This window comes from Pseudomonas sp. MDT1-16, from assembly GCF_054898115.1.
In genome coordinates this window covers 4622257-4640261 of sequence record NZ_CM142717.1, presented here as the reverse complement: position 1 = coordinate 4640261, position 18005 = coordinate 4622257, and the positions used below count along the sequence as shown (strand labels likewise).

Below are 18005 nucleotides of genomic sequence, written 5' to 3'. Positions count from 1 at the left end.
CCTTCCATTTTATTTTTGTAGTAGTACTAGATTTGGCAGGTTTGGCATAAATTAAAAAGGGGGTTTAAATTCGAAGCTGCTGAGGCTAACCAAGTAGGTGCCGCGGATAGTGTTTCTAGATGAGTAGTGCGCATAATAATCGGTGATGAATTAATGCTGCGCTGGGCACTATCTGCATCAAACACCATCTAAGAACGGCCTGAATGAACTAGGTATCTTTGTCTGACTTCTGCCCCCGCCGGTTTTGAAAGCGACGAATCGATCAATCACGATCAGGTAACCCCCTCATTTCTTTGTTCCTAGCTGCTGCCCAGCGCATCGCAGCAGCCATTTTCAACATTGCAGGCGCACATTTTCTGCTTGGATCAGTAACGCTCGCCGCTTCATCCGCAGATTAGATAGCGCGAACAGTGTCACCAGTTGCTAGACAAACTACGGAAGCGCGCCCTCCCGTAACCGGACTGCCGTTTGGACACCTGGGACGGGTGCTCGACCTTGGTCCGAACCTGGGCTTTGGCTTTCTCGATCTTACGTTTGGCTTTGTACAATGGGCGGCGCTTACCCAGTGTCTTGTATGCACTGCGGCACGCAGCGGTCTGCCAGATGAATTCCCAGCTTTCATATTCAGAGTGCTTCTCGACGCAGTTGCAGCCTGTGTCAGCCCCAGCAGGGCTGTCCAGGGCACGACTTGATCCATCTCGGTGAAGAAGCGTTCTCGGCAGGTTTGCTTGCACTTGCCGGCGCGCTGAAAGTCGGAAAATCTCATCTGGCTCATGGCGACTCGGATTAGGTACCGTGGTTTCGCATAAGTGGACTTGTTAGGAGATTCCCTAGGCGAGGAATGACCTTTCCTTTGCCTTCACCAAAGCTACCAACGTATCGTTAACTGGCGTCGCGATGCCGGCGCGGATAGCGGCTTTCGGAACAGCTCCATTAATCACGTCAATTTCGCTTGCGCGGCCATGTTCATGATCTTGGAGCATGGAAGGTTTGGCTGCGGGCATGCCGGCGGCAAAGTCGCGTACCAGCTTGACCGGGTCATCAACCTTGATCTTGATTCCAAGCGCGCGCGCGACCGTCCAGGCCTCGACTGCGGCGGCCCGGCTCACCGGTCCCATATTGGGGTGATCCATCATTTCTCCCACCGTTAAACCCGTCAACGCACAGGGTGCGCTATAGGCGACGTTGCAGATCAGTTTCTCCCATTGCATGGCCAGTACATCGGCTACTGTGCTGACATTGAAGCCAGCAGCTCGCCAAACCGAAACGATACTCTCGACATCCGCAGCAGGAAGGTCGGTGAATGCGCCGATACGGATCTCGTTCATGCTGTTGTGATAAGCGTGCCCGGGGCCCCTCATGATTGCACCAAAAGCCTTTGCAACTCCGACGCACAAACGTTCCGGCGGAATATGCTCTGCCAGTATCTCTGCGCTACCGACTCCGTTCTGGATGGTCAAAACTTTGGTATGGTGATCCATAAGCCTGCCAATGCGGCCGGCAGTACTCTCAACATGGGCGGCCTTGACGGAGACGATAACCAGGTCGACTTTTTCCTCTGGGATATCGGTGAAGGCGCGAACATGAGCAATGCATTTTCCAGCGACGCCATCAACAGCCAGCCCATCGCGGTTGATGGTGTCGACATGTTCTTTCCAGGTGTCAATAATGATGACATCGTTGCCAGAACCGGAAAGGCGTGCCGCATATATCGAACCCATTGCACCGCATCCAACGACCGCAATTTTCATCACTAACTCCGTTATGCGCTAAGTTTTTCAAGATGCGGCCGCAGGGCCAGCTTGGATTCCAGGCCGAATCCTGGATGGTCGGCGGGCGCGATAAAACCATCCGCGACCTCACACTGTGACGAATACCCTCCAAACGGCTGAAAGACACTAGGATACGCTTCACAGCCTCCAAGGTTCATGCCACAGACAATGTGCAGATTGATTAGGTGACCGCCATGTGGGTAGACGAACTTGCGGTCAAATCCCGCTTGTTCTAGCAGTTTGATACTACGGGCATAGTCAGAGAGACCGTAGCTCAAGCCTGCATCCATCTGGAAGATATCGCGGCCTGGCCGCATTCCGCCGAAATTTAGAAGGTTCTGAACATCCAGACCGGAGAATAGGTTTTCCCCCGTCGCGAGTGCTCCGGAATATTCCGCAGCTATACGACTGTTTAGGGAAAAGTCGAGCGGATCACCAACCTCCTCGTACCAGCGTAAGTTCAAGGGGGCGATCTCTTTTCCATAAGTCATTGCAGTTTCAAAATCAAAGCGCCCGTTGGCGTCCACGGCAAGCCGCGCACCTGACTTGCAAATGTCCAGTGCAGCTTGAATGCGCTCCATGTCTTTTGATAGTGAAGCGCCGCCGATTTTCATCTTGAACGCATCAAAGCCCAGATCAGCATAGGCTTTCAGTTCGTCTTTAAGGCGGTCGAGACCATCTTCATCGTAATAATAACCACCAGCGGCATAAACGGGAGCTTTATCTGAAGGGGTTCGGCCAAAATGGCGGGCAATTGTTCGATAGGCGGGTTCATCAGCAAGTTTGGCATTCAGGTCCCAGAAGGCCAGCTCTACTGCTCCAATCGCAGAGGCTCGATCACCATGTCCGCCCGGTTTTTCGTTCTTCATCGCCAGACGATAAACTTTTTCGCAGTCAAAGCCAAAATCGTTAAGTAAGGAATCCGGCGCCGCAGAAGTAATTCGTGGAATAATCCTATCGCGGATAATACCGCTTTGAGCATATCGACCAATGGAGTTGAAGCCGAAGCCGATGAGAGGCTTTCCATTGCGTATGACATCGGTAATGACGGCTACGAGAGAAACGTCGTGGTCCGAAAAATTGACAACGGAATTAGAAACCTGGCCCTCAAGTGGGATATTGATCTCTCGAATTTCTTTGATCTTCACTTTTTATACTCTCGTCATGCCCTGTTGAGTATTTCTTCAAACGTGGGCGTGATGTATTGGGGCCGGTAGTCTTTCGCTTGATCGTGACCGACCTGACGTATCATTTATAGCGCTGGCTGGAGTTCAGATACCTTCAACGCCCCTTAGTGAAAGTATTGACCCAGTTCGCCGTCTGCTCGAACCCGCCGAACGGATAGAAATGGATCTTCACATCCCCGTGAATTTTGGGATTCAGGCGGCTTTCAAGCTCGTTGAGTAGGCTATCTGGGCCTGCACTGCTCAAAAGCTTTGTGATCGAAAGGCCATACTTGGAAAGCACTTTTGTTGAGGCACCAACCCCGCAACGCGCAGCGAAACGCAGTAAGGTCTTTACACTCGCTGGGCCGGGGACGCCAACGCGCACGCGAGCCTCAATGCCTTCGTTTCTCAGGCGCTCTAGCCATGCCAGAATCGGGGAGGCGTCAAAAGCGAATTGAGTAGCCACCTCAAGAGGCAAACCAAGCTGTGAAATATGTTTTGCTTTGCTGTGGAGTGCACTCCATAGAGTCTCGTCGGAAATATCCGGGTGCCCTTCAGGATAGCCAGCAATGCCGATCTTTTTGATGCCATGATCCTCGAAAAGCCCGCTTTGTATCAGCGCGAGTGCATCGTTATAAGGACCCAATGCCTGATGCAGGTCGCCGCCGATGACGAACACTCGATCAGCCTGTGCTTCTTGAGAAATGCGGAGCAGGAAGTCCTGCAGGGCATCTTTTGAAGGGATGCGGCGCGCGGAAATATGGGGGACAGGTACAAAACCAAGCCTGCGGATTGTGGTTGCTGCTCTGACGCGCGCATCAGGCGTTTCACCCGGTAGATAGGTGATTGAGATTGGGGTTCCCTGGGGAATTTTCACCTGTGTTTTAGAAACAGCATCGTTGTCCTTGGCCGTAATCTCCAGGGAATACCCGGTGAGTAGACTGCGATCTGCTGGAGAGATGATCTCTGCTGAGGTTGAAGACATGATCGTTCCTGGCCTAAAGGCGCTCTCTTTATGGATTTGGTGGATTTGGCTTACCTTTCGGCGGTTCTTCACCGTACGGGTAGGTGCTGCTTACTAATCTCGGTCCTATTGCTCTGTAATCTATGCGCTTGTCACACGTGTGCATTTTATGAGCTGTTAACAACGAATAAAGTGTGTTTTGTCAGCCAGTGCGGCGTGGGGCGTGGCGATCAATTATGAAGGTAGCGACTAGTCCAATCAGCATGACGAGGAATATAGCAGCGAGGAATTTAATTGGAGCGCCGCCTTTGTCACTGAGTAGAATGCCCCCGGCAAGAATGGTCACAACCGCTCCAATCCGGCCAGCCATAACACAAAAACCGATTCCGGTTGCGCGACATTCTACTGGATAGCCAGTGGACACTATCGCGTAGGTCGAAGTCATCCCTCCGCCAAGGCCGAAGCCAGCGAAGCCGATGCAGGTAAACAAAATATACCAATGCGTGCCGCCACTTTGAGCGGAGCCGGCTATTAGGATTGCGAGCAGGCCGGCGGTACCGCCCAGGGTCGCGCAACAGCTCGCCCTCATGACGAATTTTGAGCCGAGCCGGTTGATGCTTGCCGAAGAACTCAATGTTCCAACGACAGCCATCATATTGAAAATGAACGCACTGCGCAGAGCGTCTTTGATGGGGAAGTTGTTGTCGCTGAGGATGGTCGGCATCCAGCTCAATATGGCAAAGGTTGCGAAATTAAAGGTGAAAAAGGCCAGCGCGGCGCCTATGTTAAGTCGTAAGAGTTCATTGCGAAACATAGTGGTTCGGTGCACTTTCTCGAACGAGATTTGTACACTTGCTTGATGCGCTTCGGGGAGTGAGATGTTAACCCGCCGCAAAACGGCTACTGCTTTCTGGTGCCGTCCTTTTGCCATCAAAAAAGTCGGCGATTCAGGTAGCAGCATATATAGGATGATGCCAAACAGCGCCGTCGAAAGGCCGCAGATAATGAAGGTGCCCCGCCAGCCGAACTCAGGAAGCAAAACCACGGTAGCTCCTGCCCCGATCATGCCTCCCAGTGGCGCTGCAACGGCTACAATCCCTACGGCCAATGATCGAGCTCTGTTAGGAAGCCACTCGGTTGCCAGTGCAAAAGCGTTCGGTGTCGCAGCACCAAACCCCAGCCCACTGAAGAAGCGGAGAACCGTCAATGCAGAGATGTCCTGCACTTGACTGACAAGCGCTGTCGCAAGCCCAAATGATAGGGTGGCCCCGATCAGAACAGGTCGTCTGCCAATGCGGTCGCCGAGCATCCCGCCGAAAGCGGCACCAAGAGCCATCCCAACCATAACTGCTGCCAACGCGGGCGCGAAGGCGGCGCGCTCAACTCCCCATTCACCGAGAATCACTGGTGTGACAAATGCAAGAAGTTGCACATCCAGCCCATCGATCACCAGAATAAGGACTACGGACATCAAGATCAAATATTGCCATACTCTGATCAGATGGCCGTCGAATATCGACGCGTTCACCTTCATTTCTCCACTCCCCTTTATTACAGGATTTGTGATGAGCCACTACCCCGAAAAGTTCGGTTCAGGTGGTTTGTTTGCGAGAAACATGGCCTCTGCCAGTATTGGTGGCCCGAGCTCATTGGACTATCAGCCTTTAAACATCCATCATCAGCCTGGAGTTTTGCGGTTCAGATTCTGGCACGTTTCATCTGCCGCACTGCTTCTGCATAAGGGGAGGGCGCGACCGTTGCCCTGATCGTGGTTTGTGCGTGGCGCTCGACATGCGATTTACGAGATCCTCCTCCAACTTCCCCCCAGATCAGCACAACTTCGGTTCCGGGCGTTGCATATTCAGTTGCTATCATCGCAAGCGACAACATTTCCTTTTCATTACCGCTGTAGCCGCAAAGGTTCGAAAGTCCAATATGTTGACCCTGGTAGTTTTGTACCTCATCACATTGCTGAAAGGCATAGGACGAAACGGGCAGATCTATGTATTTAAACGGTGTGTCCTCGTGAAGTAAGGAGTTGAATACTTTGGCGACATCTTCTTTATTCCAGACCAAGGTCACCTTGGCGCGTCGTTTTTCACCAGCCATTTTTTCGAGTGCTTCACGGCCAATGAAATCGTGGTCGAAATTAAGAATTCTTTCATAGCCGAGATCCCAAGGTGTTGTGTAATAATCTTCGATGTTCTCGGAGTAGAAGCTGCCGCCGAGCTGGGAACTCGCTTCCCAAGACGTCGCGGAAAGCCACTCGCGAAAGGAACGCAGTTCTTCGTCTGTATAGATGGCCGGTAAGGGATAAGCCATCCAGCCACTTTCAAAAACGGTGCTGAAATAGGCTTTGGTACCACCTTCTACCAGTCCATGCTTTGCCCCAGCAGCGAGAATCGCAGCTCGAACTTTCGCGCCTGAAGCAAAGGGCCCCGAAAGTTCGACACCCTTATGTCCGGCCATGCCGTGGCGCAGCGCCATGACTGGAACGCCGGCAATCGTCACATTCGCGGTGCGGAAGAACGGAATCTCGGGGACTTCGCCCTCAACCACCTCCGCGAAAATTTCGCCAGCGGCGGGGCCATCGAGCCCGAACCGGAAATTGGTGCGGCCGTTCGGATTGGCTGAAGTATGGTTGTCACGGACGACTGTGACGTCATATTCGCCAGTTTCTGCATGGAAGTGTACCCAATCAAGGACGGGCATTCCGCTGATCAGCTCGAAATGATCGGGGGCTAGACAGTGCAGCACACAGTCGCCAATCACATAACCTCGCGAGGTACATGCAACAAATTGCTTTGCGCGACCAGGTTCAAGATTGGCAAAGCTGTTTATGCCTAAATAATTCAAAAGGCGGAATGCGTCAGGGCCGCTCAGAAAGAGCTCGGGCATATGATGTGACTGATCGAAAATGATCGCAGTGTCACGCCAGCCATGTTGCTCGTCACGCCAGTTTGTGAATTCCATGCGGGCCGGCGACAGTGCAGCCGACTGCCGACTGTGTGGAGTCAGCGTGTCATTATAGAAATATTCGGTCAGGCAGGATTTGGAGTCGATCAGCTCCTGGAGCGAGCTGTTTTTTGCATCACTGGACATTTAGAGTGAATCCTCAGTGGTGGTATCAAATCTGTGGGAGGCCCGTGACTGCTCGTTTTAACGCGCTAGGGAACTCCACGTGTAGCGCTTGCATTCTGCAGTCATGGTGCTGCGACAATGTATGTAACGCTCTTGCTTCCTGAAGATACGCACACGTGTGCAGGTCGTCAATGGGGTAGTCACGTGATTTTCGATCAAACTCTGTCTCAACGCTGCGGTGCAGATTTTGTTTCTGTTTTGCGTCCTCGCTGAGGCCCTGGGCTCGGCAGCAGGGCTGCTGACCTATTGCTCGCTTGTTTCGTGCTGCTCCGGCATGCGCACCGCCAGTCCAGCGACCCGGCAGCGCCGGTTTTGTGGGTGGCTCCGTTGAGTATGTCTGAAGCCGATTGGGAAAGGATCTGGCGGGCAGGGGGGGCAGAGATCTAGGGCGGCCGAAGCAAGCTGTGTGCATATGCCATTTTTTGATTTTCTATCATGGGGTTAAAACCATCGGCATCCACCCGGCAAGCTCTAGCGCAGCTATGCATCTTTGGATGGGCAAGAGTACTGATTTGCCGATTGGGCTACAGCAAGGCCGCGCTGAGGTGCTTGATTGGCCTCCTCGATTTTAAATTCTTAGGGGTAAAGCTAGGCGCTCATAAACCTCAACCTATGCGCGAAGCACAGGTTGAGGTATCGGAGTAGGGGGAGTCCAATGGATGGCCAAGAACCTCAACCAAATCGGAAGGGAATACGGTCGGTTGTTGGTGGCCTGCTCAGTCCGTCATTGAATCGTCGCGAGTCGCCAGGTAAGGAATGACAGGCATTCGTTGTTTCGCCAACACCATTGCCCGATCGTGCTGAACGCCTAAGGCGCGCAGGACGCCTATGACAACACTCGAAATATGGCCTCTGCTGTTTCCTTGAAGCAACACGGTATTCATGGCTGCGAACAGGGATCCCAGTGCGATATCGCGACCCGCTCTGTGGGTCAGGCATGAATACTCTCCGGACTCTATGCCTCGCTTCACATTGCTCTCGCACATCTTGTGCGAGGCGGCGCCAAGGATAGGGCCGTAGCTCGAAAGATTGACCATCCCCCATCCCCATTTAGGGTCTTTCTCGGTTCTCTGGAGGTAGGCCTTGGTAAAGATCGTGGCCTCTTCTGCGGGGCTGTTGATTGTCCCAAGGTATCGGAGAACGGCAAGATTGAAGTCGTGTGTAATCTCCCACGACAGGTGCGCTAGCAATTCATCGAGGCTCCCATAATGGTTGTAGAAAGTTCCGCGTGTAACCCCCGCACGGGCAATGACTGCATCTACGTTGTTAATCCTGCCAGACACCTGTCCCAATAGTTCAAATGCAGCTGCTAAAAGGGCTAGTTTAGAGCGCTCCTTTCGGTTCGCTGCGACTTTTGCGCGACGGGCAATGACTGCATCTGACTCTCGTGTTTCCTCCACTGAAAATTCCTCTGAGTTGAATTGACAAAATATCATTTGCGAGCAGGCAGAGATGCTGCTTTGCCACCAGATTTTCTCGCGGCGTGAGTCGGTTCACTTCAAACGCAAGTGCTTGCTGTGGCGCTCAGAACGGTGATGTGTGGGGCAGTTAGTCCCACAGTGAGGATCTTCCTTCCACAAGCAACACTCTCCTGTCCTGATCCTTACCAAAGCTGTCTTTGTGTCGTGAGATAGCCTTTGAATTGTACGTCATTTTAGCGTTGGGTCTGGCTCTCCGCGCACCTCTATATCGGGCTTATCCACCGTAATTGCTCTTCGCACGATCGTTACCGTTGGGCTGATGTCGAGGGATCGGTGAGATCTTTTTTTCATCGTGGGCTTGACTAGTATTGTACATACTGTCTATTTTTAAAAGGCGATAAAAATATAAAAATAACAGCTGAGGAGATCGTTCATGGCATTGAAAGATGCAGCTATCGTGGGCTTCGCTGAAACCAAGATAGCTATCAAGGGCGGGCGAGATGTGTTCTCGTTGTCCGCGGACATTCTTGACTCGCTGCTCAAGTCAACCGGCTTCGAGAAAGGCGAGATCGACGGAATGATCACCACACCTTGTCTCGCTGCCGCCAGGAACGAGTTTTGGTCGCAAACGCTTTCGGAATATCTTGGGCTGCAATTGAACTACTGCGACAGGACGGAGCTAGGCGGTTGTTCTGCAGTGGCATCGGTGGCGCGAGCAGCCGCTGCGATTGACGCGGGTTTGTGCTCTACCGTCCTGCTAATCAATACCGATGTGTCCTCGGTTCAAACGCAGTACGAGAACTACGGCTTCCATGAAGAATGGGCCGACCCCTATGGGCTGATGGGCCCGCCCGGCTCATTCGGTTTGTTGTCCAAGCGGTATGAACATGAATATGGCTTGGATTACTCGGCGCTGGCCAAGCTGGCGGTCGCGCAGCGCAACCACGCCCTGCTGAACGACAACGCGTGCGAGAAGCTACGCAAGCCGATCACCGTTGATGACTACCTCAACTCACGCATGATCTCCGATCCGATTCGGCTGCTTGACTGCGTCATGCCTGCCGATGGTGCCAACGGCCTGTTGGTGACAAGCCGGAAGATCGCCAAGACCAAGGGCTTAGATCGGTTCGTCGTTCCCGTGGGCTACGGGGAAGTCACCACGTTGCACGGTGCGCGCAGCCTGTGTGACGTGACCGATTCAGGCCATCGCATTGCCGGTGAGCGAGCCTTCAAACAGGCGGGTTTGAGACCCACGGACATCCGCTCATTCCAACCATATGACGATTTCATCATCGCCATCATGCTGCAACTGGAGTCGCTCGGCTTCTGTGGCAAAGGCCAGGGCAGTGCCTACATCCGTGACGTCAACTTCAATTTTGATGGCGATCTGCCATTAAACACCGGTGGCGGGCAGATCTCCGCCGGCCAAGTCGGTTTGGCCGGCGGCGGCACCAATCTGGTCGAAGCCGTGCGGCAACTCTTTGGGGCCGGTGGCGCCCGCCAAGTAAGCAGCCTCGATAACACCCTGGTCACGGGCATAGGTTGGCTCAGTTACGCCCGTAACTGGGGTTCCAGCAATGTGCTTGTTCTGACGCCTGATGCGTGAGGTGAGGTAATGACGACGCTTGTAAACGACACGCTCTGCGTACAACGCGCACCGATTCAAGCGCGGAGTTTTTCGCAGCCTTACTGGGATGCCACGCGTGAAAAACGCTTGCTGTTGCAGCGTTGCACACGAACTGGGCAATTCCAGTTCTTCCCGCGGCCGACCAGCATCGCGACGGGCACGCAAGATTTGCACTGGGAAGAAGTGGATGGTTCCGGCGAAATCTTCAGCTACACGCTGACGCGCCGTGGCATGGGGACCTTACGTGGTAGCGAGCCTTATCTGGTCGTGCTGGTGCGCCTTGATGTGGGGGTCGATGTGATCTCCAACCTCGTGGTGAGCAACATGGATCGCGTCGAAATCGGTCTGCGTGTGAAGCCATATTGGCATGCCAATGAAGACGGCACTCATCTGCTGCTGTTTCAGCCGGATGACGCTACGTAATGACCCCTTTAGTGATCCTGACCATATTTGATAGGAGTGTGCAATGAGCTACATGAATAGCAATGCAAATCTGCAACCGAGTCGGCTCAACCCCGTCATCAATCCGGCATCCTTAGCCATCGTCGGAATGTCATCCAAAATCGGTTCCGCAGGGCAAGTTGTACTTGGTAATCTGCTCAAAAGTGGCTACCAAGGTGACATTCATCTGGTGGGTCGCAGTGGTGGCGTAATTGACGGTCGAGTTGTACTGACTGACATCGATCAACTGCCACAAGGCCTGGATCTTGCCATCCTCATGGTGCCTGCAGCGGCAGTGTTAGAGTCGGTCGAGGCTTGCATTGCACGCGGCGTTCGCGCTGCGGTTTGTTTTGCATCTGGCTTTGCCGAAATGGGTGAGGAGGGCCGCAGGCAGCAAGTGGAAATTGCCGACGTGGCCCGCGCAGGCAATCTGACTCTGCTCGGTCCCAATACCGTTGGCTATTACAACTATGTCGATGGCTTCTATCTAATTCTGGTCGATGTGGATTTACCGACGCGTTTGAATCCAGATGCCGGGCCAGCCGTTGCCATAGCCGCACAAAGTGGAGGGGTCGGTTCGCACGTGGCCGGTTCGCTGACGGCACGTGGCGTTCCGGTGTCCTATATGTTGACCACCGGTAACGAGGCTGATATTGGGCTTGACGATGTACTGAATCATTTCGTTGATGATCCGGCGACTGGCTCCATCATCATCTACGCAGAGCAAATCCGCTCGGCAGAGGCTTTTCTTGCTGCAGCTAAGCGCGCGCGAGCCGCTGGTAAGGGCGTGGTGTTACTGCACCCTGGCAAGAGTAAGAAGGCGCAAGAGGCAGCGCTGTCGCATACGGGCGCACTGGCAGGCAATCATGCGGTCATGCGTTTGATGGCAGAGCGTGCAGGCGTGGTGGTGGTGGACAGCCTTGAAGAGGCGGTTGATATCGGCCAGTTGCTGCTGCGCTTCCCCAACCCATCGGCTGGTGGCTTGGCTCTGGTAACCGCATCGGGCGCGATCTGTGGGCTATCGCAGGATTACGTCGAGCCCCTGGGGCTGGAACTTCCACCCATTTCAGACAAACAAGCCGCGGTGCTGCGCGAACATCTGCCGGATTTTCTCGCACCACGCAACCCGCTTGACCTCGGTACGGCGGTGGCGTGGCAACCGGAGCTGCTGGAGCGCGGGATTAACGCTTTGCTAGGGGATGAAAACGTCGGCAGCCTGTTGATGTCATTCCCCTACGGATCAGCGGCGATTCTAGAGGCGTGGTTAAGTCATTACATCGTGGCAGTGAAGGGCTCTTCCAAGCCCGCCATCATCGTCATTCATGCCGAAGACGTTCCGCTACCCAAGGGCTTTGTAGAGCGTGCCCACGCGGAGAAGGTAGTAGTGATGCGCTCAAACGATCGTGCGATTCGCGCGTTGGCGACGCTGTCACGTTCCGTCAAGGAGCGTGAGGCGTTGGGCAGTCCTGCCATCTTCGTACCACTGGAACAACAACCCGTATTTGAAAAAGGGCCAACCGCCGAGTGGCGCGGCAAAGAGATTTTGCGCTCGTTGGGCATCAAGACCCCAGAGGGCAGTCTGGCCAGCAACGAAGACGATGCCGTCGCAATCGCAGCGCGCATCGGCTACCCGGTGGTGGTCAAAGCGCAAGCGGCGTCGTTGATGCACAAGAGTGAAGTGGGCGGTGTCTTGGTTGGGATCAAGGACGAGGTCGCCCTGCGTGAAGCATGGCATCGCATACATGCCAACGTGACAAGCGCCAAACCAGACCTGGTACTCGATGGAATCTTGGTCGAGGCGATGGGCGAACGAGGCTTGGAGCTAATTGTTGGTGCCAGCCGCGATGAGCAGTGGGGGGCGACGGTGGTGGTTGGTTTGGGCGGCATCTGGACCGAAGTATTGGCCGACGTCCAGTTACTGCCGGCAGACCTGCAAGCAGATCGGATCGTGGCGCAATTGCTAAAACTGCGGGCTTCCAAGTTGCTGACGGGGTATCGCGGTGCTGAGCCTGTTGATCTGGATGCCGTAGCTGAGGTTGTCGCTACGGTAGGCCGCTTGATGCTGTCTGTGCCAGAGATTGCTGAAATCGACATCAACCCCCTGGTGGCTTATGGCAAGGGCAAAGGTGTAGTCGCGCTCGATGCTCTTATTGTAACGCGCTAAAAAGCGAGGAGACTATTCATGACGGACAATTCCAACGATTGCGTGACGTACACACGTCAAGGCTCAACCGCGATCATCACGCTAAACCGCCCCGAAAAACGTAATGCGTTTTCACAACTTGTTTTCGATGGTCTACGTATCGCTATCGACCAGCTTACCGATGATGTGCGGGCCGTGGTTATTGCGGGCAATGGCACTCATTTTTGCGCCGGGCTCGATCTAGCCGAGCATCAGCATGTCCCTCCTTTCCAGAGCATGCTGAATTCTCGCGAGGGGCATCGCTTGTTTGGCGATATCCAAAACTGTGGTCGTCCCGTCATCAGTGCACTGCATGGCGCAGTGATTGGCGGCGGGCTGGAGCTGGCGTGCTCGACGCACATTCGCATCGCCGACAAATCAGCATTTTACCAGTTGCCTGAAGGCCGACGAGGCATCTTTGTGGGTGGTGGTGGCAGTGTGCGTATTGGCAAGGTTATCGGTGTGTCGCGCCTGACCGAAATGATGCTGACCGGACGGAAACTGGATGCTGAAACCGGTTATCAGTATGGCCTTTCACATTATTTGGTTGAGCCAGGTCAGGCGCTCACAGCTGCGCTGGAACTTGCTGAAAACGTGGCTGGCAACGCGCAGATATCCAACTACATGATGCTCCACGCACTGGCGCAGATTGACGAAATGCCCGATGAGGCCGGCCTCTTCACTGAAGCCGTTGCACAGGCTCTGACTCTGACAAGCGGCGATGCCAAAGCCGGCATCGAAGCTTTTTTGCAGAAGCGTGACGTTAGTTTCCCAAGCCGCTAAGCACGGCTGTTGTCGCTACACTTAATGTTACCTATTAATTGATCAAGGAGAACACCATGTCTGAAGTTTTCGACGTTGTTGTAATCGGTTCCGGTCATAACGGTTTGGTCACCGCAGGTTATTTGGCAAAAGCAGGGAAGTCTGTACTGATTCTGGAGGGCCATGAGCATTATGGTGGCGGTGTGGCCACGCGAGAGGTCACGCTCCCGGGGTTCAAGAGTGACTTGCACTCGACTGCGCACTTGAGCATTCAGTTCAACCCCTTGCTAACCAAGGACGAGTTGCAGCTAAAGAGTAAATATGGTCTGGAATACATCCGCCCCGAAGCGGATATCTCCACCACCTTTACCGATGGCAGCACCCTCATCAGCTACAAGGATCTGGATCGGACGGTCGACAACATCGCTCAGGTCTCGAAGAAAGACGCGGACGCGTACTACAAACTGTTCCAGGAAGGTGCTGAATTTGCTCCGCTGGCTATTGAAGGTATGTTCGCCCCGCCGCCGCCCTTTGGTGCGTTCTTGGCCTTACTGGATCAGAGCGCAGTAGGGCGCAACGCACTGCACATGATGCAGCGCAGCGTGGCTGATATCTTCGATGAGCGCTTCGAGAGCGACAAGGTCAAGATCCACATCATGCGCATCTTGAGTGAGCACTTCATCGATCCAGAGATTAAGGGCGATGGTGGGGTTGCATTCATGTATCCCGCTATGCTGAACAAGGCTGGGTTTTGTACGCCACGAGGCGGCAGTGGCGCACTGGTAGATGCCCTTATGCGTCAGTTGAAGGACCACGGTGCTGAGTTCCGTAACAACTCCAAGGTCGTGAAAGTACTGACCAGCAAGGGCAAGGCTGAAGGCGTTCGTTTGGCCGACGGCTCTGAAATTCGCGCTCGCGAAGTCATCGTCGGTCAAATTCACCCCTTCCTGCTGCCCAAGCTGGTGGATGGACTGGACGATCAGGTTCAACTGGAGATCAAGCGTGCGGAAACCTCCACCTTCTCCTGCGTGACCGCCCACTACGCTCTGGATGCACCACCCCAGTATGCACATCCTGATATCAACGACTCATGGGTCAACGGTTTAGCGCCCACCTCGCTTAAAGAATATCTGACGGTCTTTGACGATCTGCGAAATGGCCGAGTTCCGAAAGTGCCCTCCATCGGCACCATCAGCACCCACAAGATTGATCCAACTCGAAATCCGGAAGGAAAAGCAACGTTCCTCGCATGGCGCATCATGCCGTTCAAGCTGGCAGGTGATCGCTCCTGGGAAGACATTCGCAGCGAAGTCGAAGAAGAAACGCTCGATATGATCGAGTCCTTTCTGCCGGGCATCAAAGCCAATGTATTGGCAAAGGCCTTCGACACTCCCGAAGACATCGCCGCGCATTCCCCGACGTTCCAGAACGGCGACGTAGTGGGGTTGTCGGGGCAACTCTTCCAGACCCAAGGGCACCGCCCAACGCCATCGTTGGCGCAATACGCCGTGCCTGGCGCAGAGAACCTGTACCTCTCCGGTACTTTCATGCACCCATCGGTAGGTGGCGTGACCGGCGGTGGCCGAGCAACCGCCATCAAGATCTTTGGTGATAAGGACTGGGATTTCGACAAGGCTTCCAGTTGATCATCGAGCAAGGAAAATAAAAACATGAAGCTGTTCACGCTGGATAAAACCATTTTGATGGATGTCACCGCAGTGCGAAAGCACGAACAGGGCATCCTCATCGAAGGAAAAATCATGGGCACCATGCCCATGAAAACGGTGCTTCGCCCGGAAGAACTCCGGTCAGCACTCAAGTTCGCAAGCCCTGGACTGATCTGGACCCTCCTCACCATGCTGTTCCGCAAACCGGTACAGGCCAAGAAAAAATAACAATAACGCAGGAGACTACTATGAAAGCTGCCGTCGTTAATGAAACAGGCAAAGGGTTCGATATCCAGGAGGTCGAAATTGCCTCCCCCATCGGGCGCGAAGTACTGGTGCAGGTAAAAGCATCCGGTTTGTGTCACAGCGACCTGCATTTAGCCACGCACAATTATGGCATTCCATTGCCTGCCGTGTTTGGACACGAGTTGGCGGGCGTGGTGCTGGAGGTTGGATCGGATGTCAGAGAGTTCGAGGTAGGCGACCACGTAGTGGCCTGCCTGATCCAATATTGCGGGCACTGCAAGTCGTGTTTGGCAGGCCGCACCTACCAATGCCAAAACCCCAACGAAACGTTGCGCGACTCGTCCCAGGCGCCGCGTCTCACCTGTGACGGCAAGCCAGTCACGCCCGGTTTTGGCACTGCTGCATTTGCTGAGCGCGCGCTTGTGCACGAGAACCAACTTGCCAAAGTGCCCGATGAGCTGCCGTTCCCGCAGGCCTGCCTGCTAGGCTGCGGAACGGTGACCGGCGCTGGTGCGGTCATCAATACCGCTGGTGTTCGTCCGGGTGACACGGTGGCTGTGATCGGTGTAGGGGGCGTTGGTCTGAACGCGATTGCGGCAGCAAAACTTGCCGGTGCCACTCGCATCATTGCCATTGACCTGCAGCCCTCAAAGCTGGAACTGGCCAAGCAGTTCGGCGCGACGGACGTGGTGGACTCCTCGAAAGAGGAGCCGGTGGCCAAGGTCATCGAGTTGACAGGTGGTGGTGTGGATCATGCCTTTGAGGTCGTAGGTTTGCAGATCACATCCGAGCAAGCGGTTCGCATGACGCGCGTCGGTGGCGATGCCTACCTGATTGGGGTTCACAAGCCTGGATCGAAGATTGAGCTGATGGTCACTGAAGAGCTAATTGGGCCACAGCGCCGGTTGCAAGGCGTGTTCATGGGCTCCAGTAACATCAAGCACGACATCCCCATGTACGCCCAAATGTACTTGCAGGGAAAGCTCAACCTCGATGATTTGGTTTCTAAGCAGATCAATCTTTCGCAGATCAATGAGGCCTATGCCGAACTACAGGGTGGCATGATCGCCCGTAGCGTCATCACGTCGTTCTGAGATCGATTCATGTTCACGGAGAGGAAGACGCCAATGGCGCGCTTCCTCCACAGAGAGAAATCACATGAACACTGATATTTCTGTTGGCGATCAAACTGCTATTGCGGACATGGGGCGGTTACTGACGCTGCAGCGACGCGCGGTTCTTGAGCAAGGCACGCCTGACTTGAAATTGCGCCTGGATCGTCTTGATCGTTTGTCCGCTGCACTGCATGGCAACCGCAACCAACTGGCTGAGGCTATCTCCCATGACTTCGGCAACCGTGCGCGTGCAACGAGCTTGTTGCTGGATGTTCTGGCGTTACTGGGTTCCATTGCCCACAACCGCGCGAATCTGCACGAGTGGATGAAGCCCGATGTTCAACCGGATCCCGTCCCAGGTGGTCAAGCGCGCGTGGAGTTCCAGCCCAAAGGCGTGATTGGCGTGGTCAGCCCGTGGAACGTGCCAGTGCAGCTCGCCATCGGGCCGATCATCGGGATCCTCGGCGCGGGTAACCGTGCATTGCTCAAGCCGTCCGAGCTGACCCCTGTCACTGCTCAAGCGCTCAAGGAATTGATCTCCGGTGCGTTCGATGAAAGCGAGCTGGCAGTCGTCACCGGCGGTGCGGCGGTTGGTGCGGCTTTTACCGCGTTGGCCTTCGACCATCTATTGTTCACTGGCAGTACTGCCGTGGGTAAACATGTAGCACGTGCAGCGGCGGAGAACCTGGTACCACTGACCCTGGAACTGGGCGGAAAGTCTCCTGCGATTGTCGGCACGACGGTGAATCTGGAGCAGGCCACCAGCCGTATCCTGACGGCTAAAATGCTCAACTGCGGCCAAGTGTGCGTCTCCCCGGACTATGTGCTGGTGCCGCAGGACAAGCGCGATGCTTTCATCGAGATCGCCAGCCAAACCATTGGCCGCTTGTTCCCCATCCAACACGGCAATCCGGATTACACGACTATCGTCAATGAGCGCCATTTTTCCCGTCTCAATGGCCTGATCGAAGATGCCAAAGCCAAGGGCGCCAAAGTGCTTCCACTGATTGCAGCCGGTGAAGCACCGGTCGATCCGGCCACGCGGCGTATCTCACCCACACTGGTGCTGGATACCACGCCGGACATGCAGATCATGAAGGAGGAAATCTTCGGGCCCTTGCTGCCGGTGATTGCCTATTCCTCGATCGATGACGCCATTGACTATGTCAATGCCCGCCCACGTCCGCTGGCGCTTTATTACTTTGGCCAGGACGAAGCGCAAGAGCAGCGCGTGCTTTCTGAAACGATCTCCGGGGGTGTCACCGTCAATGACTGCATCAGCCATCTGACCGACGAGAATCTGCCCTTCGGGGGGGTTGGCGAGTCGGGAATGGGCCATTACCACGGAGGCATCTACGGCTTTCGCACCTTTAGCCACGCCAAGGCGATCTATCGCCAAGCCGATGTGTTGCCGATGGCGGAGCTGCTGTCCCCACCCTTCAACTCGGGAACAGAAGCGTTCTTTGAACAGGCTTTTGCGGCTTTCGCCCCTAAATAAACC

Annotated in this window: 14 protein-coding genes and 1 pseudogene; 8 read left to right on the top strand and 7 right to left on the bottom strand. The window is 54.6% G+C overall.

The window, feature by feature from the left end; translation table 11 throughout:
- Positions 1–333 precede the first annotated feature (333 nt).
- The 7 genes and pseudogenes from ACYZT3_RS21205 to ACYZT3_RS21175 all read right to left on the bottom strand — a co-directional run.
- Positions 334–677 (bottom strand): annotated as a pseudogene (locus tag ACYZT3_RS21205) (IS5/IS1182 family transposase); the annotation flags it as partial.
- Positions 678–830: 153 nt separating this feature from the next.
- Complete coding sequence (locus ACYZT3_RS21200) at positions 831–1751, bottom strand: ketopantoate reductase family protein (RefSeq protein ID WP_462030657.1); 921 nt, start codon at positions 1749–1751, stop codon at positions 831–833.
- Positions 1752–1762: 11 nt separating this feature from the next.
- The gene (locus tag ACYZT3_RS21195) at positions 1763–2920 is read right to left on the bottom strand and encodes an enolase C-terminal domain-like protein (RefSeq protein ID WP_462030656.1); all 1158 of its coding nucleotides are present in this window, start codon (positions 2918–2920) and stop codon (positions 1763–1765) included.
- Positions 2921–3053: 133 nt separating this feature from the next.
- The gene (locus ACYZT3_RS21190; RefSeq protein ID WP_462030655.1) at positions 3054–3923 is read right to left on the bottom strand and encodes a methylenetetrahydrofolate reductase; all 870 of its coding nucleotides are present in this window, start codon (positions 3921–3923) and stop codon (positions 3054–3056) included.
- Positions 3924–4104: 181 nt separating this feature from the next.
- On the bottom strand, positions 4105–5436 hold the full coding sequence (locus tag ACYZT3_RS21185) for an MFS transporter (RefSeq protein ID WP_462030654.1): 1332 nt from the start codon (positions 5434–5436) through the stop codon (positions 4105–4107).
- Positions 5437–5600: 164 nt separating this feature from the next.
- Positions 5601–7004 (bottom strand): hypothetical protein, encoded by a 1404-nt coding sequence (locus ACYZT3_RS21180; RefSeq protein ID WP_462030653.1) that lies wholly within the window; start codon positions 7002–7004, stop codon positions 5601–5603.
- A gap of 755 nt (positions 7005–7759) precedes the next feature.
- A complete protein-coding gene (locus ACYZT3_RS21175; protein WP_462030652.1) occupies positions 7760–8443 on the bottom strand; it encodes a TetR/AcrR family transcriptional regulator in 684 nt (227 codons plus the stop codon).
- 454 nt (positions 8444–8897) lie between these two features.
- On the opposite strand from ACYZT3_RS21175, the gene ACYZT3_RS21170 reads away from it, so the two are divergent.
- From ACYZT3_RS21170 to ACYZT3_RS21135, 8 genes are all read left to right on the top strand, one after another.
- The gene (locus tag ACYZT3_RS21170) at positions 8898–10070 is read left to right on the top strand and encodes a thiolase family protein (protein ID WP_462030651.1); all 1173 of its coding nucleotides are present in this window, start codon (positions 8898–8900) and stop codon (positions 10068–10070) included.
- A 9-nt stretch (positions 10071–10079) separates the two neighbouring features.
- Positions 10080–10514 carry a Zn-ribbon domain-containing OB-fold protein gene (locus ACYZT3_RS21165; protein ID WP_462030650.1) on the top strand — a complete coding sequence of 145 codons (435 nt, stop codon included), beginning with the start codon at positions 10080–10082 and terminating at the stop codon, positions 10512–10514.
- 43 nt (positions 10515–10557) lie between these two features.
- Entirely contained in the window at positions 10558–12696 is a 2139-nt protein-coding gene (locus ACYZT3_RS21160) for an acetate--CoA ligase family protein (RefSeq protein WP_462030649.1), read from the top strand.
- 18 nt (positions 12697–12714) lie between these two features.
- Complete coding sequence (locus ACYZT3_RS21155; protein ID WP_462030648.1) at positions 12715–13497, top strand: crotonase/enoyl-CoA hydratase family protein; 783 nt, start codon at positions 12715–12717, stop codon at positions 13495–13497.
- A gap of 56 nt (positions 13498–13553) precedes the next feature.
- A complete protein-coding gene (locus ACYZT3_RS21150) occupies positions 13554–15122 on the top strand; it encodes a phytoene desaturase family protein (protein WP_462030647.1) in 1569 nt (522 codons plus the stop codon).
- Between the two features lie 24 nt (positions 15123–15146).
- Positions 15147–15371: a hypothetical protein gene (locus tag ACYZT3_RS21145; protein ID WP_462030646.1), complete on the top strand. Its 225-nt coding sequence runs from the start codon at positions 15147–15149 to the stop codon at positions 15369–15371.
- A 20-nt stretch (positions 15372–15391) separates the two neighbouring features.
- Positions 15392–16483: a Zn-dependent alcohol dehydrogenase gene (locus ACYZT3_RS21140; RefSeq protein WP_462030645.1), complete on the top strand. Its 1092-nt coding sequence runs from the start codon at positions 15392–15394 to the stop codon at positions 16481–16483.
- A gap of 64 nt (positions 16484–16547) precedes the next feature.
- The gene (locus ACYZT3_RS21135) at positions 16548–18002 is read left to right on the top strand and encodes a coniferyl aldehyde dehydrogenase (protein ID WP_462030644.1); all 1455 of its coding nucleotides are present in this window, start codon (positions 16548–16550) and stop codon (positions 18000–18002) included.
- Positions 18003–18005: the final 3 nt, after the last annotated feature.